Origin of the sequence: Pseudonocardia sp. NPDC046786 (assembly GCF_040645415.1) — a bacterium.
GTDB lineage: Bacteria > Actinomycetota > Actinomycetes > Mycobacteriales > Pseudonocardiaceae > Pseudonocardia > Pseudonocardia kongjuensis.
The window spans coordinates 47,138-72,074 of the sequence record NZ_JBEYYF010000005.1 but is presented as its reverse complement, the minus strand read 5'-3'; the positions used below and the strand labels follow the sequence as shown (position 1 = coordinate 72,074).

The window sequence follows — 24,937 nt, the reverse complement described above, 5'->3', positions numbered from 1 at the left end:
GGCCAGCGTAGACGGGTGGTCCGACACTATCGGCGGCGCCCGCCGTGCCGGGTCGGCGGACCGTTGCGCGGCGCCCCGTTCCCGGCGTTCACCGCCGCGCGGCGCTCGGACACCGCGTCGAACCGGGCGTAGGCGTCGACGATGTCGGACACCAGCCGGTGCCGGACGACGTCGGCGCTGTCGAGGTAGGAGAAGTGCACGTCCTCGATGCCTTCGAGGATGTCCTGCACCACGGCGAGCCCGGAGCGGGCATTGCCGGGCAGGTCGACCTGGGTGATGTCACCGGTCACCACGATCTTCGAGCCGAAGCCGAGCCGGGTGAGGAACATCTTCATCTGCTCGGGCGTGGTGTTCTGCGCCTCGTCCAGGATGATGAACGCGTCGTTGAGAGTGCGCCCCCGCATGTACGCCAGCGGCGCGACCTCGATCGTCCCGGCGGCCATCAGCTTGGGGATCGACTCCGGGTCGATCATGTCGTGCAGCGCGTCGTAGAGCGGCCGCAGGTACGGGTCGATCTTCTCGAACAGGGTGCCCGGCAGGTAGCCGAGCCGCTCCCCCGCCTCGACCGCGGGCCGGGTCAGGATGATCCGGTTGACCTGCTTGGCCTGCAGCGCCTGCACGGCCTTCGCCATCGCCAGGTAGGTCTTGCCGGTACCGGCCGGGCCGATCCCGAACACGATGGTGTGGGAGTCGATCGCGTCGACGTAGCGCTTCTGGTTCAGCGTCTTCGGGCGGATCGTCTTGCCGCGCCGGGACAGGATGTCCAGGCTCAGCACCTCCGCCGGGGACTCGCCCATCCGGCCGCCCTCGGCGGCGTCGGCGTCGGCGTCGGCGAGCATCGCCACGGTGCGCCGCACCGTGTCCGCCCCCACCAGCTGACCACGCCCGGCGAGGGTGATCAGCTCGGTGAACACCCGCTCGGCGAACGCGACGTCGCCGGGATCACCGGAGAGGGTCAGCTCGTTGCCGCGGACGTGGACGTCGGCGGCCAGCTCGTCCTCCGCGGTGCGGAGGCTCTCGTCGCGCGAGCCGAGCAGCGAGAGCAGGGCGCTGTCCGGTACGGACATCTTCGACCGGACGGTCCCGCCCGGTGCCGCGTCGGACCGCAGGTCGGTCCGGGGGATGGAGCCGGGGTCGGTGCCGGTCAAGGGTGTGATCGCCTGCCTCTGTCTCGCGCGGTCGGTTGCCGGAATGGTACCCGCGCAACGCCGCCCGGCACCCGCCCATTCCGGCTCACCCGTCGACGAGCCCCTCCAGTGCACCCAGCGCCGCGGCCCAGCCGGCATGCGCGGGATCGATGAGCTGCACGTGGTCGGCGCCCTCGACCCGGACCAGCTCCGCGGAGTCGCCCGCCGCGGTCGCCTCGGCGACGAACGCCTCGCTCTGCGTGATCGGGACCGTCTCGTCGGCGGTGCCGTGCACGCACACCGACGGCACCCCCAGCGGCACCCTGCGGATGGGGCTCGCGATCGCGTACCGCTCCGGCGCCGAGCGCGGGGTGCCGCCGACCAGGGCGTCCACCGCGCTGTCGCCCAGGGACGCGGCCGCGGCCAGGTCGAGCACACCGGCCAGCGGGACGACGCCTGCCATCCGCACCACCGGATCGGCACCCGGGTCTCCGGGCTGCTGGCCCGGCCGGGCGGCCAGCCAGGCCGCCAGGTGCCCGCCCGCGGAATGCCCGAGCGCGTAGACCTTGCGGAGGTCGAACCGGGTGCTGCGCAGGGTGGACAGGTGGTCGGCGGCCATCGCGACGTCGTCGAAGGTGGCCGTCCAGCCACCGCCCGCGTCGACCCGGCGATACTCGACGTTCCAGGTGGCGAACCCGGCCGCGACCAGCGCGGCCGCCACCGGGCGCATCAGCCCGAGATCGCTGCCGGCCCGCCAGAACCCGCCGTGCACGACGACGACGATCGCCCGCGGCAGCGGCCGGTCCTCCGGCACCGTGAGCTCGCCGAACTGGTCGGGATGGCCGCCGTAGGCGATCCGCTGCGGCTCGGGCGGGGTGGCGGTCGCGGTGGCCTCCGGCTCGGCGGGGACGTCGTCCCCGCCGCCGCAGGCACCGATCAGCGGCGTCGCGGCGAGACCGCCCAGGAGCACCCCGAAGGTGCGGCGGTCGATCCGCGGAGAGTGGTGTGGATCACGCACGCGGCGGATCATCGCACGTGAACGGGACGACGACGAGCAGATCGACCGGAACGGGACCGTCCGGATGCAGGGCGCGGACCCGGACGGTGGCCTTCCGTCCCGGTCCGCCGGTGGTGCATCTGCGCCCATCCGGTGGCCGGGGCGTGGCCCGTGCCGACCATCATCGGCCACCTGCTGCCGCACGGGGCCGCGCCGGCGCTCAGCCGCCCGGATCGGCGGCGTCCCAGCGCCCGGTCCGGACCGCGATCGCACCGAGTGCCACGCAGGCGGCGGTCGAGGCGCGCAGGACCTCGGGGCCCATCCGGACCGGGACGGCACCGGCCCCGGTCAGCGCGGCGAGCTCGTGCTCGTCCACCCCGCCCTCCGGGCCGACCGCCAGCAGCACCTCACCGGACCGCGGCAGCTCGACGTCGGCCAGGCCGGCCCGAGCCGACTCGTGCAGCACCAGCGCGAGATCCGCCCCGGCGACCCGCTGCGCGAGCTGCCGGGTGCTGACCGGCTCGCCCACCTCGGGCTGCCAGGGCCGGCGGGCCTGCTTCGCGGCCTCGCGGACCGTGCTGCGCCAGCGTTCCAGGGCCTTCGCGCCGCGCGGGCCGTCGTCCCACCGGGCCACACAGCGGGCCGCCTTCCAGGGCAGGAACCCGTCGGCGCCCGCCTCGGTCGCGGTCTCCACCGCCAGCTCACCGCGGTCGCCCTTGACCAGTGCCTGCGCGACGACGACGCGGACCGCCGGCCGGGGAACGTGCACCACGTCGAGCAGGCGGACCGCCAGCGCGTCGCGGCCGACCGGGGCGATCGCCTCGGCGTGCGCGACAGCGCCCCGGCCGTCGGAGAGCATCAGTGCCTCGCCGGGCCGGAGCCGCCGGACCGTCGCGGCGTGCCTGCCCTCCGGGCCGTCGAGGACCGTCTCGGCGCCGGCCGGGGCGTCGATGCCGTCGACCAGGAAGAGCGGCGCCGTCGTCACGACGGCGGGGGGAGGCGGCGCAGGATCTCGCGGAGCATCCCGGTGTGCTCGGCCAGCGTCGCGGTGTGCTCCGCCAGCGTCGCCGCGTGCTGCTCGTGCAGCCGGGTGTGCTCGGCCAGCGTCGCGGTGTGCTCCGCCAGCGTCGCGGTGTGCTGCTCGTGCAGCCGCGTGTGCTCGGCCAGGGTGCCGGTGTGCCCGTCGACGATGTCGCGGACGTCCACGACGGTGTCGGCGACGGCACGGAGGGTCTCGTCCTGGGAGTCGACACGGCGGGTCAGCGTGGCGATCTCGGATCGGGTCACGCCGCCCACCATGACAGCCGGACCGGTCCCACCGCGGCGGTTCGCGAAGATCGGGGAACGGCAGCCGCGGACGTCGGCACGGACGCCCACGGCGGGGCGTCTCATCGCCCGCCCCAGGTGTCGCGCAGCCGGGAGAACAGGCCGTGCCCGTTGCGCGCGCCGCCGACCAGATCGGGCTGCTCCTCGCCGCGCAGCCGCGCCAGCTCGCGCAGCAGCTCGGTCTGCTCCTTGTCCAGCCTGGTCGGCACCGCCACCTCGATGTGCACGAGGAGATCGCCGTAGCCGTCCACCCGGCCGGTGGAGCGCAGCCGGGGCATGCCCTTGCCGCGCAGCGTCCGGACCGCGCCGTGCTGGGTCCCCGCCTCGATCCCGATCTCCTCCACGCTGCCGTCGAGCAGGGTCAGCGGCAGCGTCGTCCCCAGCGCGGCGGCGGTCATCGGGAGCGGCAGCGTGCAGTGCAGGTCCGAGCCGTCCCGGGTGAAGATCTCGTGCGGGGCCTCCTCGACCTCGACGTACAGGTCGCCGGCGGGCCCGCCGCCCGCACCGACCTCGCCCTGGCCGGCCAGCCGCACCCGCATCCCCTCGGCGACGCCGGCCGGGATCTTCACCGCGACGTTGCGCCGGGACCGGACCCGGCCGTCACCGGCGCACTGCCGGCACGGCTCCGGGATGACCTCACCGAACCCGCGGCAGGTGGGGCAGGGGCGGGCGGTGACGACCTGGCCGAGGAACGACCGCTGCACGCTCTGGATCTCCCCGGAGCCGCCGCAGGTGTCGCAGGCGGTCGGGTGGGTGCCCTCGGCGCAGCCGGATCCCTGGCACTGAGTGCACATCACCGCGGTGTCCACGGTGAGATCGCGCTGCACGCCCGCGGCGCACTCCTCCAGGGTCAGCTCCATCCGGATCAGTGCGTCCGCACCGGGCTGTACCCGGCTGCGCGGGCCCCGGCCGCGGCCACCGGCCGCGGTGCCGCCGAAGAAGGCGTCCATGATGTCGCTGAACCCGCCGAAGCCGGCGAACGGATCGCCGCCACCGGCACCGCCGCCACCGCCGCGCGGGTCCAGCGGGTCCCCGCCGAGGTCGACGATCCGCCGCTTCTCCGGATCGGTCAGCACCTCGTAGGCCGCGCTGACCTCACGGAAACGCTCCTGCGCCGCAGCGTCGGGATTGACGTCCGGGTGCAGTTCCCTGGCGAGTCTGCGGTACGCCCGCTTGATCTCCGCGGCGTCGGCGCCCTGCTCGACGCCCAGGATCCCGTAGTAGTCGCGTGCCACCTGGCTCTTTTCCTCTAGGTCCTTCGTTCACTGGCGGCGGGGAGGTCCGCCGATTACCGCCCGGTCAGGATCTCACCCACGTACCGGGCGACCGCATGCACCGCCGAGATCGTGCCCGGATAGTCCATCCGGGTCGGTCCGACGACGCCCATCCCGCCCAGCGGTGTCCCCGAGCCGTACCCGACGGTGACCACCGACGCGGTCCGCAGGTCCTCGGCCTCGTTCTCCTCGCCGATCCGCACCGTGACCAGCCCGGACTCCTGGGAGGCCGCGAGCAGCCGCATCACGACGACCTGCTCCTCCAGCGCCTCCAGCACCTGGCGCAGCGAGCCGGGGAAGTCACCGTGGCTGCGGGTGAGGTTGGCCGTGCCACCGAGCACCATCCGCTCCTCCGGATGCTCGACGAGCGTCTCGATCAGCACCGTCGCGACCTGGGTCAGCGACATCCGAAGGTCGTCCGGGCCGGTCTCGGGGAGCTCGGCGACCGCGGCGGACGCCTCGGAGAGCTTCCGGCCGTTCAGCGCATTGCCGAGCATCTCCCGCAGCCGGGACACGTCGGCGTCGTCGAGGACGTCACCGAGATCGACCACCCGCTGGTCGACCCGGCCGGAGTCGGTGATCAGCACCAGCATCAGCCGGGCCGGGGTCAGCTGGACGACCTCGAGATGGCGGACGGTGGAACGGGTCAGCGTCGGGTACTGCACGACGGCGACCTGCCGGGTCAGCTGGGCGAGCAGCCGGACGCTGCGACGGAGCACGTCGTCGAGATCGACCGCGCCCTCCAGGAACGACTGCACGGCCCGCCGCTCGGCCGCGGACAGCGGCTTGACCTGCGAGATCCGGTCGACGAACTGGCGATAGCCCTTGTCGGTCGGGATCCGCCCGGCACTGGTGTGCGGCTGGGCGATCAGCCCCTCCTCCTCGAGGACGGTCATGTCGTTGCGCACGGTCGCGCTGGACACCCCGAGGTTGTGCCGGTCGACGAGCGCCTTCGATCCCACGGGCTCGTGGGTGGAGACGTAGTCGGCCACGATGGCCCGCAGTACCGCGAACCGCCGCTCGTCGGCATTCATGTCCCGCGCACCTCCCCGGGCGGTGGGTCCCCGTCGGCTGTCCCGTCCATTCTATGCGCCGACGGGCGGTGCGGGCCGGGCCGTCGCCGCGGCGTGACCGGCGTCCCGCTCCGGGGCCAGCAGCAGGTCGGTCACCACCCGGTCGGCCAGCAGCCGGCCCCGATCGGTCAGCACGGCCCGGCCGGCCGCGTGCACGAGGGGTTCCAGCAGGCCATCGCCCGCCGCCCGGGCGGCGGCGTCCCGGCCCGCCGGATCGAGCAGGTCCAGGGCCATCCCCTCGGCCAGCCGCAGCCGCAGCATGACCCGCTCGGTGTAGCGCTCGGCGGCGGTGAGGTGCTCCCGGCCGCCCTCGGGCGACTCGCCCGCGGCGAGCCGGGCGGCCCAGCGCGCCGGATGCTTGACGTTCCACCAGCGCACCCCGGCCAGGTGCGAGTGCGCGCCGGGCCCGACGCCCCACCAGTCGCCGTCGCGCCAGTAGCCGAGATTGTGCCGGCAGGCGGCCCCCGGCAGCGACCAGTTCGACACCTCGTACCAGTCCAGGCCGGCCGCCCGCAGCCGCGCGTCGAGCAGCTCGTAGCGGGTGGCCGCGACGTCGTCGTCCGGTGCGGGCAGCTCGCCGCGACGGACCCGGCGGTGCAGCGCGGTCCCGTCCTCGACGATCAGCGCGTAGGCCGAGACGTGGTCGGCACCCGCCTCCAGGACGGCGTCGGCGGAGCGCCGGAGGTCGTCGTCGGTCTCGCCCGGGGTGGCGTAGATCAGGTCCAGGTTGACGTGGCCGAACCCGGCCGCCCTGGCCTCCCGGGCGGCGGCGACGGCGCGGCCGGGGGTGTGCGTGCGGTCGAGCACGGCGAGCACGTGCCGGGCGGCGGACTGCATGCCGAGCGACACCCGGGTGTAGCCGCCGTCGCGGATGCCGGCGAAGAACCCGGGCGAGGTCGACTCCGGGTTGGACTCGGTGGTGACCTCCCAGCCCGGTGCGGTCCGGAACTCCGACCGGACGGCGTCGAGCACCGCGGACAGCCGCCCGGCGCCGATCAGTGACGGCGTGCCACCGCCGACGAACACGGTCTCGACGATCCGGTCGCCGACCGTGCGCGCGGCCAGCGCGATCTCCCGGCGGGCGGCGTCGAGCCAGCCGTCCGGCGAGGACGCGTCACCGGCCAGCTCGGAGGCGGTGTAGGTGTTGAAGTCGCAGTAGCCGCAGCGGGTCGCGCAGAACGGCACGTGGACGTAGATCCCGAAGGGGGGTGGCACGCCTTCCGAGTGTGCCACCCCGCCGCAGCGCACTCAGCGCACGATCCCCCGGCGGGCCCGCCGCACCGCGGCCTCGAGGGCACCCAGGTCGAAGCCGTGCACCGGGTAGGACACCCGGCCGGGTCCGGTCTCGAGCAGCTCCAGCAGCACGTCGTCGTCCGGGCGGTGCCGCAGCGTCACCAGCAGCCGCGCCGTCAGGAGCCACTCCGCGCCCGGGCGCCGGTGGCCGACGACGTGGAGCTCCGGCTCGGAGACGGCGGACCACGGGAGGCGCACCGGCCGCTCCCGCTCGATCGGGGCGACGAGCTCGATCCCCTCGCCGGTGAACCTCACCCGGCTGTGCCGCCGGATCCGGGCCAGCCCGGCGGCCGTCCCGACCACGCCCAGCAGGCAGATGCCGCCGACCGAGCAGAACAGCACCCATCCGACGGGACCGAGTTCGGTACGGCCGCGCAGGTCGAGCACGATGCCGGCGGCGCAGACCACGACGATCGCGGCCGCGGCCACGGCCGGCGCGGCAACCCGCAGCACCGCTCCCCACGCCGGCCCGAAGGTGCCCGGCACGGGTTCCGGACCGGCGGCCGGGCGGGCGGCCCAGCCGGACCCGTACGCCGCCCCGGCCCGATCGAGCGGGCCGGTCCCGATCTCACCGGACGGCACCCGGCACCGGCGCAGCCGGTCCCGCACTGCCCGGGCGTCGAACCCGGCGAGGCCCGGCCGCAGCCGCCCGGCCGGCACGTCGATCTCGAGCACGTGACCGGCGTGCAGGTACCGGGGCGTGCCCCCGTTCCACCGGCGGACCTCCCGCACCCCGGCGCCCAGCACCTGCGCCGGGGTCAGCCGGACCGGATCCGGCCAGCCGTGGGCGACGATGCCGCCGGCCCCGATGTGCAGTCGCCGGCCCCGCCCGCGCAGCGCGGAGCGCACGGCCAGGGCCGCGCCGAGCCCGAGCACGCCCACCACGATCGCGGCCGCGACGAGCACGCCGGTCAGCCCGTCCCCGGGCCGTCCGGCACCGGTCGCCGCCGTCGGCACGAGCAGCAGCGCGGCCGCACCACCGGCCACGACCCGGGGGCAGGTACACGGCGGAGGGCCACGGCCGGAGCGGCTCGTCGGCGGAGGTGCCCTCGGGCATCGCGGGCGGATCGGGGGGTGCTCATGACGGGATCGTCGGCTGCCGGAGGGGCGTCGCACGGCGGATCGGCCGTCCTCGTTCGCAGGTACGAAGCCCCGGGCGGATCGACAGACCGGGTTCCGCGGTGAATCATCGGGGGCGGGCAGCCCGGTGAGCCCCGTCCCACTATGCGAACTGCCCTTTGGCTCCCGTCCGGACACCGTGAGAGGCTGGACAACGTGCACGCGCTCCGTCTCCGCCTCGTGGCCCGTCGCCACGTGGACCTGAACCGGACACGCAGCGCGCTCTGTCGCCGTCCCTCCTGACGGCCCCGTATTCCCACCCCGGGCCGCTCCGCGTCCGTCCCGGGCCGGGGTGTGCCCGCGCCACCGACACCCGGAGCACCCACCACATGGCGCCCTCGAAGACCGCTCCCGGCCGCGCACGCGGCCAGGGCCAGTGGAAGCTCGGCCACCGCGAACCGCTCAACCCTAACGAGCGGAGCAAGCGCGACGACAATCCGCTCAACGTCCGGTCCCGGATCGAGAACATCTACGCCAAGCGCGGTTTCGACTCGATCGACCCGGCCGACCTGCGCGGGCGTTTCCGCTGGTGGGGGCTGTACACCCAGCGTCGTCCCGGGATCGACGGCGGCCGCACCGCGGCGCTGGAGCCCGAGGAGCTCGACGACTCCTACTTCATGATGCGGGTCCGGCTCGACGGCGGCGCCGTCTCGGCCGCGCAGCTGCGCGCGCTCGGCGAGGTGTCCCGGGACTACGGCCGGGACACCGCCGACGTCACCGATCGCGAGAACATCCAGTACCACTGGATCCGGGTCGAGGACGTCCCGGCGATCTGGACGAAGCTCGAGGGCCTGGGCATGCAGACCACCGAGGCCTGCGGTGACTGCCCGCGGGTGGTGCTCGGCTCCCCGGTCGCCGGGGTGTCCGCCGCGGAGGTGCTCGACCCGACCCCGGCGATCGACGAGATCGTCCGCCGGTTCATCGGTGACCGGGAGCTGTCCAACCTGCCGCGCAAGTTCAAGTCGGCGATCTCCTGGCAGCAGGACGTGGCGCACGAGGTCAACGACATCTCGTTCGTCGGCGTCGAGCACCCGGAGCACGGCCCCGGCTTCGACCTGTGGGTCGGCGGCGGCCTGTCCACCAACCCGAAGATCGCGCAGCGGCTCGGGACGTGGGTGCCGCTCGACGAGGTGCCCGACGTGTGGCACGGCGTCGTGCAGCTGTTCCGGGACTACGGCTACCGCAGGCTGCGGCACCGCGCCCGGATCAAGTTCCTGATCGCGGACTGGGGCGCGGAGAAGTTCCGTCAGGTGCTGCAGGACGAGTACCTGGAACGGCCGCTGCTCGACGGCCCGGCGCCCGAGGTCCCGGAGCGGCCGATCGACCACGTCGGCGTGCACAAGCAGAAGGACGGGCGCAACTACGTCGGCGTCGCGCCGCCGTCCGGCCGAGTGTCCGGCACGACGCTGATCGCCGTCGCCGAGGCCGCCGAGCGGGCCGGCTCGGACCGGATCCGGTTCACGCCGTACCAGAAGATCGTCGTGCTGGACGTCGCCAACGACCGGCTGGACGGCCTGATCGAGGACCTCAACCGGCTGGGCCTGCCTGCCCGGCCCTCCACCTGGCGCCGGTCGACGATGGCCTGCACCGGCATCGAGTTCTGCAAACTCGCGATCGTCGAGACCAAGGAGCGGGCGATCCGGCTGGTCGAGGACCTGGAGAAGCGGCTGGCCGACGTGGTGCCGGACGTCCCGATCAGCCTGCACCTCAACGGCTGCCCGAACGCCTGCGCCCGCACGCAGGTCGCCGACATCGGCCTGAAGGGCCAGATCGTCACCGACGCCGACGGCAACCAGGTCGAGGGCTTCCAGGTGCACCTCGGCGGCGGGCTCGGCCTGGACGCCGGCTTCGGCCGGAAGCTGCGCGGGCTCAAGGTCACCAGCGCCGAGCTGGGCGACTACGTCGAGCGCATCGTCCGGAACTTCGCCGCCCAGCGCGCGGACGACGAGCGGTTCGCGCAGTGGGTGCTGCGCGCCGACGAGGCGGACCTCAAGTGAGCGCGGGAGGCACGGAATGAGCCAGCGAGCCGCACCGTTCTACTGCCCGTACTGCGGGGAGGAGGACCTCCGGCCGGCCGAGCGCAGCCAGAACAGCGCAGGCGGAGCGAGCCTGAACGCCGCGTGGTGGTGCGCCGGCTGCCTGCGCACGTTCGTCGTGACCTTCGTCGGCATCGGCGTCCCGGAGACATCTGGAGCGGATCGATCATGAGTGTTGCCCTGGAGACCGACCTGCGCGCGACCGCCGAGCGCGGCGCGGCCGAGCTGGGCCCGGACGCGACGGCCGAGCAGCTGCTCGGCTGGGCGGCGGAGACGTTCGGCGACCGGCTGATCGTCGCGTCCAACATGCAGGACGCGGTGCTGGTCGACCTGGCCCACCGGGCGAAGCCCGACGTGGAGGTCCTGTTCCTGGAGACCGGCTACCACTTCGCCGAGACGATCGGCACCCGGGACGCGGTCGACGCCGTCTACCCGGAGCTGACGATCGTCAACGCGGCCGCCGAGCAGTCGGTGGCCGAACAGGACAGCGAGTACGGCCGCGACCTTTTCGCCCGCGAGCCGGACCGCTGCTGCGCGCTGCGCAAGGTGGTGCCGCTGCAGCGCACGCTGTCCGGGTACGACGCCTGGGTCACCGGGGTGCGTCGGGTGGAGGCGCCGACCCGGGCGGCCACCCCGCTGATCACCTACGACGACAGGTTCGGCCTCGTCAAGATCAACCCGATCGCGGCGTGGAGCGACGCGGACATGGACGCCTACATCGCCGCCCACGGGATCCTGGTGAACCCGCTGGTCGACGCCGGCTACCCGAGCATCGGCTGTGCACCGTGCACCGCGAAGCCCGCCCCGGGCTCCGATCCCCGCTCCGGCCGCTGGTCGGGCCGGGCCAAGACCGAGTGCGGCCTGCATGGCTGACACGGACTCACGAGGGAGATGGGTGTGACCACCGCTGTCACGAGCCCGAAGCTGGACGCGCTGGACGCGCTCGAGTCGGAGGCGATCCACGTCTTCCGCGAGGTGGCCGGCGAGTTCGACCGGCCGGTGATCCTGTTCTCCGGCGGCAAGGACTCGACCCTGCTGGTGCACCTGGCGGTGAAGGCGTTCGCCCCCGCCCCGGTGCCGTTCCCGCTGCTGCACGTCGACACCGGCCACAACTATCCCGAGGTCATCGAGTTCCGGGACCGCATCGCCGCGACGCTGGGCCTGCGGCTGGAGGTCGCGCGGGTCGAGGACTACCTCGCCGACGGGCGGCTGGTGGAGCGGGCCGACGGCACCCGCAACCCGCTGCAGACCCAGCCGCTGCTGGACGCCATCGCCGAGCACCGCTTCGACGCCGTGTTCGGCGGCGGCCGCCGGGACGAGGAGCGGGCCAGGGCCAAGGAACGCATCATGTCGCTGCGCGACGCGTTCGGCCGCTGGGACCCGCGCAAGCAGCGGCCCGAGCTGTGGAACCTCTACAACGGCCGGCACGCGCCCGGCGAGCACGTCCGGGTCTTCCCGATCTCGAACTGGACCGAGCTCGACGTGTGGCGCTACATCCGCCGCGAGGGGATCGAGCTGCCGCCGATCTACTTCGCGCACTCCCGGCCGGTGTTCCGCCGGGACGGCATGTGGCTGGCCGAGGGCCCGTGGGGCGGGCCGCGCGCCGGCGAGACCCTGGAGACCCGCACGGTCCGCTACCGGACCGTCGGCGACGGGTCGTGCACCGGCGCAGTCGAGTCGACCGCGTCCACGCTGGACGAGGTGATCGCCGAGGTGACCGCGTCCCGGCTCACCGAACGGGGCGCCACCCGGGCCGACGACCGGCTCTCCGAGGCCGCCATGGAGGACCGCAAGAAGGAGGGCTACTTCTGATGGCCGGCACAGACTCGGCACAGCCGCGGGACCTGCTGCGGTTCGCCACCGCCGGCTCCGTGGACGACGGCAAGTCCACCCTGGTCGGGCGGCTGCTCTACGACACGAAGTCGGTGCTGGCCGACCAGATCGAGGCCGTCGAGCGCGCCTCGATCGACAAGGGACTGACGACGCCGGACCTGTCGCTGCTGGTCGACGGCCTGCGGGCGGAGCGCGAGCAGGGAATCACGATCGACGTCGCCTACCGCTACTTCGGCACCCCGACCCGCGAGTTCGTGCTCGCCGACACCCCGGGCCACGTCCAGTACACCCGCAACACCGTCACCGGCGCCTCCACCGCGGAGCTCGCGGTGCTGCTGGTCGACGCCCGCAACGGCGTCGTCCCGCAGACCCGGCGGCACGCCGCGGTGCTGTCGCTGCTGCGGGTGCCGCGGCTCGTGCTGGCCATCAACAAGATCGACCTGATCGACTACGACGAGGCCAAGATCGCCGACATCGAGCGCGAGTTCACCGAGCTCACCCGCTCGCTCGGGTTCGACGACGCGGCCGTCCGGGTGATCCCGCTGTCCGCGCTGGTCGGGGACAACGTCGCCACCCGCAGCGGGCGCACCCCCTGGTACACCGGTCCGACCCTGCTCGAGCACCTGGAGGACGTCCCGGTCGGCGGGGTGGGCGGGAGCGCGGCGGCCGACGCCCCGTTCCGGCTCCCGGTGCAGTACGTGATCCGGCCCCGCAACGGTGCCGAGGCCCGCTCCGCCGACGCCTCGCTCGGGGACCTGCACGACTACCGCGGCTACGCCGGGCAGGTCGCGTCCGGCACCGTGCGGCCCGGCGACGAGGTCGTCGTCCTGCCGGAGGGGCACCGGACGACGGTCTCCGAGGTGCGCACCGCGGACGGCCCGCTGGCCGTGGCCGGCGCCGGACTGTCGGTGACCGTGCTGCTCGCCGACGACATCGACGCGCCGCGCGGCGCGATGATCGCCGCCGCGGGCGATCCGCCCGAGGTCACCACCGAGCTGGACGCGACGCTGTGCTGGCTCGCCGAGAAGCCGCTGACGCCCGGCGCCCGGCTGCTGCTCAAGCACGGCACCCGGACCACCCCGGTGATCGTCGGTGCGCTGGCCGCGCGGCTGGACACCGAGGCGGTCACCTACACCGACGCCCCGGACCGGCTGGAGATCAACGACATCGGGCGGGTGTCGCTGCGGGTCGCCGATCCGCTGCCGGTCGACGCCTACGCCCGGGTCCGGACCACCGGCGGGTTCCTGCTGATCGACCCGCCGACCGGGAACACGCTGGCCGCCGGGCTGGTCGGCGATCCGCTCGCCGCCGTGCCGGGCGCCGGGGGCTGAGAAGACGGGCGCCGGGACACCGGGCGCCCGGACACCGGGCGCCCGGACACCGGAGCCACCCGGCGCGCGGCGACACACCGACCGGCAGACCGACCGACGCATCGTCCGACGCACCGGCCCGGTCACGCAGCACCGCGTGACCGGGCCGGTCGCATTCCGGACGGCGGCGCAGCGCACGCCCGGCACCCGGCCGGCCGGACCGGCTCGGCCCCGTCGGACCCGGTCCGTCCGGTGCCGGCTGCTCCGTCCGGCCGGCCCGGCTGGTCTGGCCGACGCGGCGCACGTTCCTCCGATCGCGGCCAGGGTGTCCGGACACCCTGGCCGCGCTCCCAGCGGCCGGACGCCGGCTTGTCCGCACCGACCGGCCGATTCACCATGGAACGATGCGCCACGACACCGCCCCGGGCACCGCCCGAGCCGTCGTCGCGCGCGTCCGGCCGGTCGATCTCGAGCGGTTCTGGCCCTCGCGCCGCACGGACGCCTTCGACGGGTCCTGTCGTCCCTGCTGACCGGCCCGTAGCGCCCCCGCGCCCGGCCAGGACCGAGCCCCGCCCCCGGCACGGCCCGCGGTGTTCCCGCGCGCCCCCGAACCGCCCCCACCAGAAGGACCCATCGTGCGCACGCTCATCGTCTTCGCGATCGTCGGCTTCGCAGCCCAGCTCGTCGACGGCGCCCTCGGCATGGCCTACGGCGTCACCTCGACCTCGCTGCTGCTGGTCGCCGGGATCAACCCGGCCACCGCGAGCGCGTCGGTGCACCTCGCCGAGGTGGGCACCACGCTCGCCTCCGGCGCCGCGCACTGGCGGTTCGGCAACGTCGACTGGAAGCTCGTGCTCAAGCTGGGCGTGCCCGGCGCGGTCGGCGCGTTCCTCGGCGCGACGGCGCTGTCGGCGCTGTCCACCGAGAGCGCCGCGCCGTACATGGCCGGGATCCTGCTCGCGCTCGGCGTTTACATCCTGCTGCGCTTCTCGATCCGGCCGCCGCGGGTGTCCGCGGCCCGCCGCTCCCCGCACGGGGCGCGCTTCCTGTCCCCGCTCGGCGTGGTCGCCGGCTTCGTCGACGCCTCCGGTGGCGGCGGCTGGGGCCCGGTCGCCACCCCGGCGCTGCTGGGCGCGGGCCGGACCGCGCCGCGCACCGTCGTCGGGTCCGTCGACACCTCGGAGTTCCTGGTGGCCGCCGCCGCCAGCGTCGGCTTCCTGATCGGGCTGGGGCACGAGGTGCTCGATCCGGCCACCATCGGCGGACTGCTGATCGGCGGCGTGCTCGCCGCCCCGCTGGCCGCCTGGCTGGTCACCAAGATCCCCGCGCCGGTGCTGGGCACCGCGGTCGGCGGCATCATCATCCTCACCAACGCGCGGGTCGTGCTGCGGACCTTCGACGCGGGCACCGTCACGACCGTCGCCGTGTACGTGACGGTCGTGGCGCTGTGGGTCGCCGCGATCTCGGTCGCGGTCGCCCGGCTGCGCCGCACCCGCGCCGAGGAGGCCGAGCAGGAGCCGGTGGGCGCCGGCACCTGAGCCGGCAGGCGGGCCCGCTGTCCGGACACTCGTCCCGCCCCGCGGACGCCTCTTGCCCGGATCGTTCCGCCGGATCACGATCGTCGGGTGACCGGTCCCGCCTCCCGCAGCTGCGCGGCGCACCCGGCCCTCACCCGGCACCTCGTGCCGCATCTCGAGCAGTTCTGGCCGTCCCGCCGGCCGGCCGCCTTCGACGAGTTCTGTCCCGGCCCGGACCTGCGCCGCTGAGCGCGGCGCGGTCCCGCCGCGTCCCGGACCGTCCGTCGTCGAAGGAACCAGTCGTGACCCGAACCGTCACCGGAGGCCGCCCGTGAGCGCCCCCGGACATCCCACCGATCCCACCGATCCCGCCGACTCCGCTGGTCCCACGGCCTCCGCGGGCGGTGACGTCCCCGCGCAGCGGCGGCTCGCCCTCAACGAGGACTGGGCGGCGACCGTCGTCGGCCTGCTGCTGCTCGCCCTGATCCTCAGCGGACTCTGGCCCGGGTGGCTGGTCCCGTGACCGATCAGCAGACCACCACCGGCCCCCGTTCGACGACGGCCTGGGCGCTCGGCGGCGTCGCCGTCGTCGTCGCGATCGGGGCTCTCGTTCGGTTCCTGGAGCAGGCCGTCCCGGACGCCGCCGCGGACACCGCATGGGCCGAGATCGCCGAGGCCGTCGAGTACCCGGTGTACGCGATCCTGCTCGGCCTGCTCGGCAACGTGCTGCTCACCGTCACCGGGCTGCGCGAGCGGCTCTCCGGCGGGTTCCGCACCGAGTTCTTCATCAAGACCGGCCTGGTGCTGCTCGGCGCCTCGATCGACTTCTCGGTGATCGTGCGGGCCGCCGGCCCGGCGGTGCTGCAGGCGCTGGTGCTGATCACCGCCGTGTTCGGCTTCACCTGGTGGCTGGGCGGCAAGCTCGGGGTGGACGACAAGCTGCGGGCGCTGCTCGCCTCGGCCGTGTCGATCTGCGGGGTGAGCGCGGCGATCGCCGCCGCGGGCGCGGTGCAGGCGAAGAAGGAACAGCTCGCCTACACCGCCAGCCTGGTGATCCTGTTCGCGCTGCCGTCGATCTTCCTGCTACCGGCCGCGGTGAGCGCCCTCGGGCTCTCCCCCGCCGTCGGCGGCGCCTGGATCGGCGGCAACATCGACACCACGGCCGCGGTCAGCGCGGCCGGTGCAATCGTCGGCGAGGAGGCGCTGCAGATCGCCACGATCGTCAAGACCACGCAGAACGCGCTGCTCGGGGTGGTCGCGGTCGCGCTGACCGCCTACTTCGCGCTGAAGGTCGAGCGGACCGGATCGGCCCGGCCGGGCGTGCGGGACTTCTGGGAGCGGTTCCCGAAGTTCGTGCTCGGCTTCCTGGCCGCGTCGATCATCGCGACGGTCTTCATCGGCGTGGTCGGCTCGGACGCGGCCCGGCCGCTGATCAGCGACGTCAACGCCTTCCGGACGACGTTCCTGATCCTCGCGTTCGTCTCGATCGGGCTGGAGTTCCGGGTGGCGCCGCTGCGCGACGCCGGCTGGCGTCCGGTCGGGGTGTTCGCCGCCGCGACCGGCGTCAACCTGGCCGTCGGCCTGGGGCTGGCGGTGCTGCTGTTCTCCGGGGTCACGATCTGACCGCAGGGCCGGGGCCGCACCCGGTGCGGCCCCGGTTCAGGCGGCCGAGCTGGCATCCGCGCTGCGGCCGGGCAGCGCGCCCAGCACGGCCCGGGCGACGGCGTCGTTGTAGCGCAGGCTCTGCGCGTTCATCCCGGGCCGGGTGAACGCCCCGGCGACCTTCACCGTGGTGTGCGGGCCGACCGCGAAGCGCCGCTCGTGCACCCCGCCGTCCGCGGTGTACAGCGCGCCGTCGGCGGGACGCACGGACAGCAGCCCGGTGTTGCGCAGCGGGCTGCCGTCGTCGTCGTGGAGGATCTCCTCGACGGCCTCGCCGCGCTCCAGCAGCCCGCGGAGCAGCGGATCGGCGGTGCGGGACAGGCTCGGGTCGGGCAGCCGCGCGTCCACCAGCACCTGCGCGGTGACCGGATCGGCACCGGCGAGCGTGGCGCTGGTGGCATGGAAGCCGTCCCGGTCGACGGTCACCTCCATTCCGGCGCCCAGGAACTTCAGGTGCCCGCCGCGGGAGAGCGCGAGCATCTCGCGGACCCGGAAGCCGGGCGGGCCGGAGGCGACGGAGTTGAAGAAGCTCTGCCACCACGGCAGGTCCCGGGCCCGAGAGCGCGGCGAGAGCACGCCGGAGCCGGCCAGCCTGGTCGTCTCGCCGAAGACCGACAGCATCGCCACGAACGCGCCGAGGTGCGGGGTGTGCCGCTCGTCGACGTGCTGGCGCAGGTCCTCCGCGATCCGCTCCCGGACCGCCGCCTGCAGCGACTCCAGATCGGAGGCGTGCAGTCCCTCCAGCGGCCGGTCGAGCGCGGTCAGGTCGAGCCGATCGAGCGGGTCCGGGACGGTGGCGGCGATCAGCTCCGCCTCCTCCGCCGAGTCGTGCGGCGCCGCGGCGAAGCGCGCCGCGAAGTCCGCCCAGCCGGTGCGGACCCGGTCGGGATGACCGTGGAACAGCTCGTGGTACCAGCCCCAGCCGATCTCCTTGGCCATCAGCGGCCAGACCTGCTCGCGGAAGTCGACCGGACCGCCCCCGGCGACCAGCCGGTCGGTGACCTCCGGCGGGAGGAACCGCGGCAGCGGCGGGCGGCTGCCGCGCAGCTGGTAGTGCGTCTTCGAGTGGTAGGTGGCGCCGCGCGGCGAGCCGGCGACGAGCACCGGCTCGCGGCCGGACGGGACGTACCGCAGCCGGCCGGGCCCGCCGTCGTCGTCCGGGACGAACCGCCCGCCGCGGCCCTCGAACAGCAGCACCACCAGGTCGACGAACGCCAGCCCCAGCCCGCGGGCGAGCACCGGCTCCCCCGGCTCGATCACCGACAGGTCGGAGTCGGAGGTCTGCTCCGGCGGCAGGTAGCGCAGGCCGAGATCGCGGGCGCGCGCCTGCAGCTCGCGCTCGGCGGGGGTCGGTGCGGCGTCGAGGTGCCCGGAGGCCAGCACGACGGCGTCGGCCCGCAGCGTCGCCCCGGACGCCAGCCGGACCACTTGGTCGGCGTCGTCCTCGGTGACCGACTCCGCCGTCGTGCGGTGCACGTGCACGCGCATCCCGGCGGGCGCCCGGTCGAGCACCTCGCGCAGCACGGCGCCGAGGTAGTGGCTCTGCAGCCGCCGGGTGGGGAAGGTCGACGCCGTCACCGTCGCCAGCTCGGCGGCGCCCTCGGGTCCGAGCTCGGCCTGCGGGTCGCCGTGCTCGCGCAGCTCCCGGGCCCACTCCCAGAACGACGGCCCGGGCGCGACCGGACCCTCGCAGACCACCGAGTCGTCGGTCCACATCGTGACGTCGGCGGCCATCGAGTTCATCGCCAGCAGCGGGGACTGGGCGTGCCGCCAGATCCGCCCGGCGCCGGCCGGGTACGGGTCGACCAGGTGCACGTCGAGACCGGGGCCGGCCAGGACGTCGGCGTGCACGCCGGGCGCACCGGCGACCATGCGTTCCAGCACACCGACGCCGCGCGGGCCGGCTCCCACGATCACCACGGCGGGAGCGCGCGGAGCCGGGCGGGCGCCGGTACTGCCGGACCTCGTGCTGCCGGACCTCGTGCTGCCGGACCTCGTGCTGCCGGACACAGTGTGGTTGGTGGACATCGACGCTCCTGGGGAGAGTGGGACCGGGCGGCGGGGCCGGGTCTCACAGCGCCGTGCGCAGCCGGCACAGATCGACGTGCCTGCGCTTGACCAGGGGGACGTCCACGGGTCCACGGTAGGCCGACCACCCCGCGCCGGGCCACCCACCGGATCGTCGCACCCGGCCCGGCACCCCGGCCGGTCACCGGCCGGGACGGTGACGGCGGGTGCCCACGACAGGCGGATCCACTCACCCGCCCGACGCACGATCACTCTCTGCCGCAGAGACGATCACGACCGGTCACCGACGAATCGCCCCCGGCCACCGTGTCCTGCGTCGCACCCGTGTTCTACACGTCGTCAAAGACGGCGGACGCGGGTACAACGGAGATCGACCCACTGAATCGAGCCGGATGCATCGACCCGATGCCACACCCGACCCCGACACGTTCAACGGAGAACGTCGCATGACCGCAGAGCTGATCCGCCCGGAGACCCCGGGCGGCACACCGACGGGCGGCGAGCACCCGATCCCGGCGCCCGCCGCCGAACGCAGTGCCGTCGACCGGCTGCTGGACTCCCTCGACGACCTGGTCCGCAGGCACCGGGCGCTCGCCGCGCACGACGGCGGCTGTGCCTCGCTGCACGCCGAACTCATCGCCGCCGAGCTCGACCAGCAGCTCGCGGTGCTCCGGACGGTGCCCCGGCAACCGGGGCACTGAGCCGCCGGCCCGAGCCGCGCGTCCCGGGCCGGCGGTTGTCTAGGGTTCGACCGTGTCCGAAACCCCTGTGCCCGATGCAGCCGTGCCCGATGCAGCCGTGCCGGCCGAGCTCGTCCATCTCGACGTGACCGCAGGCGTCGCGACGATCACGCTCGACTCGCCGCACAACCGCAACGCGCTCTCCGCCCAGCTGCGCCGCGAGCTGCTCGCCCACCTCGACACCGCGATCACCGACGCCGGGGTGCGCGCGATCGTGCTGACCCATACCGGCACGGTGTTCTGCGCCGGGATGGACCTCAAGGAGTCGAAGGGCGCCGACGCGCAGCAGCAGGGCGTCACCGAGGTCCCGCGGATCCTGTCGACGCTGTGGGACTCCCCCACCCCGGTCGTCGCCCGGCTCGCCGGACCGGCCAGGGCGGGCGGGGTCGGGATCGTCGCCGCCTGCGACGTGGCGGTGGCCGCCGAGCCGGTCACCTTCGCGTTCTCCGAGGTCCGGATCGGCGTCGTCCCGGCGGTCATCTCGGTGACCGTGCTGCCCCGGCTGGCCGCCCGGGCCGCGCACGAGCTGTTCCTGACCGGCGAGACGTTCGATGCCCGGCGGGCCGCGGCGATCGGTCTGATCAACAGCGCGGTGCCGGCCGAGCAGCTCGACGACGAGGTCGCCCGCTACACCGGGATGTTCCGATTGGGCGCCCCGGGCGCGCTGGCCGGGACCAAGGCGATGCTCCGCCGCGAGCGGCCGGCCACGATGGCGGAGGACTTCGCCGCGATGAACACCCTGTCGGCATCCTACTTCGCCTCGGACGAGGGCCAGGAGGGGATCAGGGCGTTCGGGGAGAAGCGCAGGCCGGCCTGGGTTCCGCAGGACTGACCGGGCGGACCGGCCTACCCTGGTGGGCATGACCGCTCCGGCACCCGGGATCAGCACCGACCCGGACACGGTGGCCGAGCTCCTGGCCGGACGCCGGCTGGTCGCCCTGACCGGTGCCGGACTGTCCACCGACTCCGGGATCCCGGACTACCGCGGGCCCGGCTCGCGGCCACGCAACCCGATGACGTACTCCGAGTTCGTCTCCGGGGTGCCCGCGCAGCGCCGCTACTGGGCGCGCAGCCACGTCGGCTGGGCGCGGATGCGCCGGGCCGAGCCGAACCCCGGGCACGTCGCGCTCGCCGCGCTCGGGGCGGCCGGCCTGGTCGAGCGGTTGATCACCCAGAACGTCGACGGCCTGCACGACGCCGCCGGGCACCGCGGGGTGATCGACCTGCACGGCCGGATCGACGAGGTGGTGTGCCTGGACTGCCGCCGGACCAGCCCGCGCGAGGAGCTCCAGGCCCGGTTGACGGCGTCGAACCCGGGATTCACCGAGGCGCACAGCGCCGAGGTCGAGACGGCCCCGGACGGCGACGCCGCCGTCGAGATCACCGAGGGGTTCCGGATCGTTCCCTGCGGCGCCTGCGGCGGCACGCTCAAACCGCACGTGGTCTTCTTCGGCGAGAACGTCCCGCGCGACCGGGTGGCCCGCTGCTACGCCGCGGTCGGCGCGCTGACCCCTGACGACGGCGCGCTGCTGGTCGCCGGGTCGTCGCTGCAGGTCATGTCGGGCCTGCGGTTCGTCCGGGCGGCGTGGAAGGCCGGGGTCCCGGTGGTGATCGTCAACCGGGGGGCGACCCGGGGCGACGAGCTCGCCACCGTCCGGGTGGACGCCGGCTGCTCGGAGACCCTCACCGCGCTCGCCGCGCGTCCGCTCTGATCCCCCGGTCCCGGCCGTCGGGCGCCCGGTCGAACCGCTCGGTGACCCGGTCCAGCCCGATCGCCACGCCCGCGCACAGCGGCAGCACCACGACGGTCACGAACACGACCTGGAAGAGGAACGGGAGCTGGGTCAGCCACAGCTCGAAGGCGTCCCAGGCGTCGATGATCGTGCGCACACTCCACACGGTAGTACGGCCGCGCAGCGGCTAGGTTCGGGCCCATGTTCGCTGTGTACGCCCAGGAGCCCAACGCCGACGCCCCACTCGACTCCCTCGTCGTGGGCGAGCGACCCGATCCGGAGGTCCCGGACGGCTGGGTCTCGGTGTCCGTCTCCGCCGCCAGCCTCAACATGCACGACCTGTGGACCCTGCGCGGTGTCGGCATCAAACCCGACCAGTTCCCGATGATCCTGGGGTGCGACGGCGCGGGCACCCTCGACGACGGCACCGAGGTCGTGCTCTACCCGATCATCGGCGACCCGGACTGGCGCGGGGACGAGACCCTGGACCCGAAGCGCACCCTGCTGACCGAGCGGCACCAGGGCACGATGGCCGACAAGGTGATCGTCCCGGCCCGCAACGCCGTCCCCGCGCCGAAGGGGCTCACCCCGGCGCAGGGCGCCGTGCTCGGCACGGCCTGGCTCACCGCCTACCGCATGCTGTTCACCAGGTCCGGTCTGCAGCCCGGCCAGACGGTGCTGGTCCAGGGCGCGTCCGGCGGGGTGTCGACGGCGCTGGTCCAGCTCGGCGTGGCGGCCGGCCTGACGGTCTGGGTCACCGGCCGGGACGAGGAGAAGCGAGCGCTCGCCGAGCGGCTCGGCGCGCACGCCACCTTCGAGTCCGGGGCGAAGCTGCCCGGCAAGGTGGACGCGGTGATGGAGTCGGTCGGCGAGGCCACCTGGAAGCATTCGATGCGAGCGCTGAAGCCGGGCGGGCGGATCGTCATCTGTGGCTCCACGTCCGGGCCGAACCCGCCCGCGGACCTGCAGCGGCTGTTCTTCCTCCAGCTGGAGGTCGTCGGCTCGACGATGGGGACCCGGGAGGAGCTGGCGAACCTGATGGACTTCGTGGCGACCTCCGGCATCGCCCCGGAGATCGGGATGGAGCTCCCGATGGAGTCGGCGAAGGAGGCGTTCGAGGCGATGGCGGCCGGTCGGACGGCCGGCAAGGTCGTGCTGACCCGCTGAGCGGACAACCATATCGTCCCGCGTCACAAGTCTGTTACGTGATCCGGATGTGATGCAGTCGTGATGCACCCGGATGGCGGTGGCCGGTGTCCATCCACGCTGGTCCAGGCCATGTTCGTCACCGCAGTGTGACAACCGCCCGGCGCTGGGGTCCGGTTTCCCCAGGACAGGGTCGGATTTCGCCGGTTCGGCAAGTACAGTCCGTCATCGTGACCGAGCCTTTCAGTCGACGGGCGTCGGGTGCTGCCACCATGGCAGCCCCGGCGCCTGGAGCCACGGGTGTCGTCGAGTTCCTGGATCGGGTCGACCACGCCGTGGCCACAGCCCTGTCCACCAATCCCTCCACGACCGAGGTCAGCCGTGACGGCTGGCGGGTCCTGCTGATGCTCGCCCGCGGCACCGGCCGCAGCATGGGCGAGATCGCGGGACACACGTCGCTGCCCGCACCCACCGCGACCCGGATCGTGGACCGTCTGGTCGAACGGAAGCTGGCCTACCGGTCGGCCGATCCGCTCGACCGCCGCCGGGTGCTGGTGCACCTGTCGGCCGAAGGGCGGACCGTGGTCGAGTCGGTGTGCCAGCGGGTGCAGCGCATCCTCTCCCCGCGCCGCACCCCCACCGCCCGTGCCGCCGCGTGCGACAGCACGATCCCCGGCCCCCGCGCAGGATCCGTCGTGTAGAGCTCCCTCTCCTCTCCTCTCCCCTCCCCTCCCCTCGCCCCCACGTACACCACGGGCCCGGAACCCCTCAGGGATCCGGGCCCGCTCTCCTGTCCGGGTGCGCTACTTCTTGGGCTTCTCGGTCGCCTGGCCGCCGCCGGTGGACAGCGCCGCGACGAAGGCCTCCTGCGGGACCTCGACCCGGCCGATGGTCTTCATCCGCTTCTTGCCCTCCTTCTGCTTCTCCAGCAGCTTGCGCTTGCGGCTGATGTCGCCGCCGTAGCACTTGGCGAGCACGTCCTTGCGGATGGCGCGGATCGTCTCGCGGGCGATGATCCGCGCGCCGACGGCGGCCTGGATCGGCACCTCGTACTGCTGGCGTGGGATCAGCTCGCGCAGCTTGGTGGCCATCGACGTGCCGTAGGCGTACGCCGAGTCCTTGTGCACGATGGCGGAGAAGGCGTCCACCGGCTCGCCCTGCAGCAGGATGTCGACCTTGACCAGGTCGGCCGCCTGCTCGCCGGCCTCCTCATAGTCGAGGCTGGCGTAGCCGCGGGTGCGCGACTTCAGCGCGTCGAAGAAGTCGAAGATGATCTCGCCCATCGGGATCGTGTAGCGCAGCTCGACCCGGCTCTCGGACAGGTAGTCCATCCCGCCGAGCTGGCCGCGCCGGCTCTGGCAGAGCTCCATGATCGTGCCGACGAACTCCGACGGCGTGAGGATCGTGATCTTCGTGATCGGCTCGCGGATCTCGGCGATCTTGCCGGTCGGCCAGTCGCTGGGGTTGGTGACCTCCAGCTCGGCGCCGTCGTCGGTGGTGACCTGGTAGACGACGTTGGGCGCGGTCGAGATGAGGTCCAGGTCGTACTCGCGCTCCAGCCGGTCCCGGGTGATCTCCAGGTGCAGCAGGCCGAGGAAGCCGCAGCGGAAGCCGAATCCGAGCGCCGCCGACGTCTCCGGCTCGTAGGTGAGCGCGGCGTCGTTGAGCTGCAGCTTGTCCAGCGCCTCGCGCAGCTCCGGGTACTGCGAGCCGTCGATCGGGTACAGCCCGGAGTAGACCATCGGCTTCGGCTCGCGGTAGCCGGTCAGCGGGGTGTCGGCGCCGTGGCGCTTGCTGGTGACGGTGTCACCGACCTTCGACTGCCGGACGTCCTTCACCCCGGTGATCAGGTAGCCGACCTCGCCGACCCCGAGCCCGTCGCTCGGCTTCGGCTCGGGGGACACGATGCCGATCTCCAGCAGCTCGTGCTCAGCGCCGGTGGACATCATCTTGATCTTCTCGCGGGGCGCGAGCTTGCCGTCCACGACGCGGACGTAGGTGACGACGCCGCGATAGGTGTCGTAGACCGAGTCGAAGATCATCGCCCGGGCGGGCGCGTCGGCGTCGCCGACCGGCGCGGGCACCTGGGCGACCACCGCGTCGAGCACCGCCTCCACGCCCTCGCCGGTCTTGGCGGAGCAGCGCAGCACGTCCTCCGGCTCGCAGCCGGTGATGTGCGCGATCTCCGCGGCGTAGCGCTCCGGATCGGCCGCCGGGAGGTCGATCTTGTTCAGGACCGGGATGATGTGCAGGTCCTTCTCCATGGCCAGGTAGAGATTGGCCAGGGTCTGCGCCTCGATCCCCTGCGCGGCGTCGACCAGCAGGATCGCGCCCTCGCAGGCCTCCAGCGCACGGGACACCTCGTAGGTGAAGTCCACGTGCCCCGGCGTGTCGATCAGGTGCAGCACGTGCTCGGTCTGCTCGCCGTCGGCGTTCTTCGCCGTCCACGGCAGACGCACGTTCTGCGCCTTGATCGTGATGCCGCGCTCGCGCTCGATGTCCATCCGGTCCAGGTACTGCGCCCGGGCGCTGCGCTCGTCGAGCACGCCGGTCACCTGCAGCATGCGGTCGGCCAGCGTCGACTTCCCGTGGTCGATGTGCGCGATGATGCAGAAGTTCCGGATGCGCTCCGGCGGGGTGAACGTGCGGTCGGCGTACGTCGTCACTCGGTTGTACTCGGCTTTCGCTGTCGCGTCGGGTCCGCGACCATCGTCCCATGTCGC

General features: G+C 73.8%; 25 protein-coding genes. 14 read left to right on the top strand and 11 right to left on the bottom strand.

From position 1 onward, the window contains the following. Window positions 1-26 precede the first annotated feature (26 nt). From ABZ881_RS07700 to ABZ881_RS07665, 8 genes are all read right to left on the bottom strand, one after another. The gene (locus ABZ881_RS07700) at window positions 27-1,148 is read right to left on the bottom strand and encodes a PhoH family protein (protein ID WP_358482692.1); all 1,122 of its coding nucleotides are present in this window, start codon (window positions 1,146-1,148) and stop codon (window positions 27-29) included. 85 nt (window positions 1,149-1,233) lie between these two features. Beyond that, window positions 1,234-2,145, bottom strand: a complete 912-nt coding sequence (locus ABZ881_RS07695) for an alpha/beta hydrolase (RefSeq protein WP_358482691.1) — start codon at window positions 2,143-2,145, stop codon at window positions 1,234-1,236. Between the two features lie 199 nt (window positions 2,146-2,344). Then, the gene (locus ABZ881_RS07690; protein WP_358482690.1) at window positions 2,345-3,109 is read right to left on the bottom strand and encodes a 16S rRNA (uracil(1498)-N(3))-methyltransferase; all 765 of its coding nucleotides are present in this window, start codon (window positions 3,107-3,109) and stop codon (window positions 2,345-2,347) included. Next, window positions 3,106-3,411, bottom strand: a complete 306-nt coding sequence (locus ABZ881_RS07685; RefSeq protein WP_358482687.1) for a hypothetical protein — start codon at window positions 3,409-3,411, stop codon at window positions 3,106-3,108. Before ABZ881_RS07685 ends, ABZ881_RS07690 begins: the two co-directional genes overlap by 4 nt. Before the next feature lie 101 nt (window positions 3,412-3,512). After that, window positions 3,513-4,685, bottom strand: coding sequence for a molecular chaperone DnaJ (dnaJ, locus tag ABZ881_RS07680; protein WP_358482685.1), 1,173 nt, complete (start codon window positions 4,683-4,685; stop codon window positions 3,513-3,515). A 53-nt stretch (window positions 4,686-4,738) separates the two neighbouring features. Beyond that, window positions 4,739-5,758 (bottom strand): heat-inducible transcriptional repressor HrcA, encoded by a 1,020-nt coding sequence (gene hrcA / locus ABZ881_RS07675; protein WP_358482683.1) that lies wholly within the window; start codon window positions 5,756-5,758, stop codon window positions 4,739-4,741. Window positions 5,759-5,809: 51 nt separating this feature from the next. Next, the gene (gene hemW, locus ABZ881_RS07670; RefSeq protein WP_358482681.1) at window positions 5,810-7,030 is read right to left on the bottom strand and encodes a radical SAM family heme chaperone HemW; all 1,221 of its coding nucleotides are present in this window, start codon (window positions 7,028-7,030) and stop codon (window positions 5,810-5,812) included. Window positions 7,031-7,045: 15 nt separating this feature from the next. Further along, entirely contained in the window at window positions 7,046-8,077 is a 1,032-nt protein-coding gene (locus tag ABZ881_RS07665; RefSeq protein ID WP_358482680.1) for a hypothetical protein, read from the bottom strand. Window positions 8,078-8,538: 461 nt separating this feature from the next. Between ABZ881_RS07665 and ABZ881_RS07660 the strand changes: the two genes are divergently transcribed. From ABZ881_RS07660 to ABZ881_RS07620, 9 genes are all read left to right on the top strand, one after another. Continuing rightward, window positions 8,539-10,206, top strand: coding sequence for a nitrite/sulfite reductase (locus ABZ881_RS07660; RefSeq protein WP_358482678.1), 1,668 nt, complete (start codon window positions 8,539-8,541; stop codon window positions 10,204-10,206). A gap of 16 nt (window positions 10,207-10,222) precedes the next feature. Then, the gene (locus ABZ881_RS07655; RefSeq protein ID WP_344020209.1) at window positions 10,223-10,417 is read left to right on the top strand and encodes an Insertion element protein; all 195 of its coding nucleotides are present in this window, start codon (window positions 10,223-10,225) and stop codon (window positions 10,415-10,417) included. Next, window positions 10,414-11,118 (top strand): phosphoadenylyl-sulfate reductase, encoded by a 705-nt coding sequence (locus ABZ881_RS07650; protein WP_358482676.1) that lies wholly within the window; start codon window positions 10,414-10,416, stop codon window positions 11,116-11,118. Before ABZ881_RS07655 ends, ABZ881_RS07650 begins: the two co-directional genes overlap by 4 nt. A 24-nt stretch (window positions 11,119-11,142) precedes the next feature. Beyond that, a complete protein-coding gene (gene cysD / locus ABZ881_RS07645; protein WP_358482674.1) occupies window positions 11,143-12,057 on the top strand; it encodes a sulfate adenylyltransferase subunit CysD in 915 nt (304 codons plus the stop codon). Beyond that, complete coding sequence (locus tag ABZ881_RS07640; RefSeq protein ID WP_358482672.1) at window positions 12,057-13,409, top strand: GTP-binding protein; 1,353 nt, start codon at window positions 12,057-12,059, stop codon at window positions 13,407-13,409. The genes cysD and ABZ881_RS07640 overlap by 1 nt, the downstream gene beginning before the upstream one ends. Window positions 13,410-14,023: 614 nt before the next feature. Beyond that, on the top strand, window positions 14,024-14,926 hold the full coding sequence (locus ABZ881_RS07635; protein WP_358482670.1) for a sulfite exporter TauE/SafE family protein: 903 nt from the start codon (window positions 14,024-14,026) through the stop codon (window positions 14,924-14,926). A gap of 87 nt (window positions 14,927-15,013) precedes the next feature. Beyond that, window positions 15,014-15,154, top strand: coding sequence for a hypothetical protein (locus tag ABZ881_RS07630; protein ID WP_358482669.1), 141 nt, complete (start codon window positions 15,014-15,016; stop codon window positions 15,152-15,154). Between the two features lie 82 nt (window positions 15,155-15,236). After that, complete coding sequence (locus ABZ881_RS07625; protein ID WP_358482668.1) at window positions 15,237-15,428, top strand: hypothetical protein; 192 nt, start codon at window positions 15,237-15,239, stop codon at window positions 15,426-15,428. Continuing rightward, on the top strand, window positions 15,425-16,528 hold the full coding sequence (locus ABZ881_RS07620) for a putative sulfate exporter family transporter (RefSeq protein WP_358482666.1): 1,104 nt from the start codon (window positions 15,425-15,427) through the stop codon (window positions 16,526-16,528). The genes ABZ881_RS07625 and ABZ881_RS07620 overlap by 4 nt, the downstream gene beginning before the upstream one ends. Window positions 16,529-16,564: 36 nt before the next feature. Here the strand turns inward: ABZ881_RS07620 and ABZ881_RS07615 are convergent, their stop codons facing one another. After that, window positions 16,565-18,487 (bottom strand): FAD/NAD(P)-binding protein, encoded by a 1,923-nt coding sequence (locus tag ABZ881_RS07615; protein ID WP_358482665.1) that lies wholly within the window; start codon window positions 18,485-18,487, stop codon window positions 16,565-16,567. 554 nt (window positions 18,488-19,041) lie between these two features. On the opposite strand from ABZ881_RS07615, the gene ABZ881_RS07610 reads away from it, so the two are divergent. The 3 genes from ABZ881_RS07610 to ABZ881_RS07600 all read left to right on the top strand — a co-directional run bounded on the left by ABZ881_RS07610 (window position 19,042) and on the right by ABZ881_RS07600 (window position 21,047). Beyond that, window positions 19,042-19,296: a hypothetical protein gene (locus ABZ881_RS07610; protein ID WP_358482663.1), complete on the top strand. Its 255-nt coding sequence runs from the start codon at window positions 19,042-19,044 to the stop codon at window positions 19,294-19,296. 97 nt (window positions 19,297-19,393) lie between these two features. Then, on the top strand, window positions 19,394-20,167 hold the full coding sequence (locus ABZ881_RS07605) for an enoyl-CoA hydratase-related protein (protein WP_358483094.1): 774 nt from the start codon (window positions 19,394-19,396) through the stop codon (window positions 20,165-20,167). A 28-nt stretch (window positions 20,168-20,195) separates the two neighbouring features. Further along, a complete protein-coding gene (locus tag ABZ881_RS07600; RefSeq protein ID WP_358482662.1) occupies window positions 20,196-21,047 on the top strand; it encodes an NAD-dependent protein deacetylase in 852 nt (283 codons plus the stop codon). Here ABZ881_RS07600 and ABZ881_RS07595 read toward each other — a convergent pair. Then, entirely contained in the window at window positions 21,019-21,225 is a 207-nt protein-coding gene (locus tag ABZ881_RS07595) for a hypothetical protein (protein ID WP_344020233.1), read from the bottom strand. The two genes, ABZ881_RS07600 and ABZ881_RS07595, sit on opposite strands and share 29 nt — an antisense overlap. A gap of 44 nt (window positions 21,226-21,269) precedes the next feature. On the opposite strand from ABZ881_RS07595, the gene ABZ881_RS07590 reads away from it, so the two are divergent. Then, entirely contained in the window at window positions 21,270-22,235 is a 966-nt protein-coding gene (locus ABZ881_RS07590) for a zinc-binding dehydrogenase (RefSeq protein ID WP_358482659.1), read from the top strand. A gap of 251 nt (window positions 22,236-22,486) precedes the next feature. After that, entirely contained in the window at window positions 22,487-22,915 is a 429-nt protein-coding gene (locus ABZ881_RS07585; RefSeq protein WP_358482657.1) for a MarR family transcriptional regulator, read from the top strand. Window positions 22,916-23,017: 102 nt separating this feature from the next. Here ABZ881_RS07585 and lepA read toward each other — a convergent pair whose 3' ends face one another. Beyond that, window positions 23,018-24,880: a translation elongation factor 4 gene (gene lepA, locus ABZ881_RS07580; RefSeq protein WP_358482655.1), complete on the bottom strand. Its 1,863-nt coding sequence runs from the start codon at window positions 24,878-24,880 to the stop codon at window positions 23,018-23,020. Between the last annotated feature and the right edge of the window lie 57 nt (window positions 24,881-24,937).

Excerpts from the sequence above, each read along its gene's own strand:
- hrcA (WP_358482683.1), bottom strand. The coding sequence starts at position 5,758 with ATGAATGCCGACGAGCGGCGGTTCGCGGTACTGCGGGCCATCGTGGCC.
- ABZ881_RS07660 (WP_358482678.1), top strand. The coding sequence starts at position 8,539 with ATGGCGCCCTCGAAGACCGCTCCCGGCCGCGCACGCGGCCAGGGCCAG.
- ABZ881_RS07655 (WP_344020209.1), top strand. The coding sequence starts at position 10,223 with ATGAGCCAGCGAGCCGCACCGTTCTACTGCCCGTACTGCGGGGAGGAG.
- ABZ881_RS07650 (WP_358482676.1), top strand. The coding sequence starts at position 10,414 with ATGAGTGTTGCCCTGGAGACCGACCTGCGCGCGACCGCCGAGCGCGGC.
- ABZ881_RS07640 (WP_358482672.1), top strand. The coding sequence starts at position 12,057 with ATGGCCGGCACAGACTCGGCACAGCCGCGGGACCTGCTGCGGTTCGCC.
- ABZ881_RS07610 (WP_358482663.1), top strand. The coding sequence starts at position 19,042 with ATGACCGCAGAGCTGATCCGCCCGGAGACCCCGGGCGGCACACCGACG.
- ABZ881_RS07600 (WP_358482662.1), top strand. The coding sequence starts at position 20,196 with ATGACCGCTCCGGCACCCGGGATCAGCACCGACCCGGACACGGTGGCC.
- ABZ881_RS07590 (WP_358482659.1), top strand. The coding sequence starts at position 21,270 with ATGTTCGCTGTGTACGCCCAGGAGCCCAACGCCGACGCCCCACTCGAC.
- ABZ881_RS07585 (WP_358482657.1), top strand. The coding sequence starts at position 22,487 with ATGGCAGCCCCGGCGCCTGGAGCCACGGGTGTCGTCGAGTTCCTGGAT.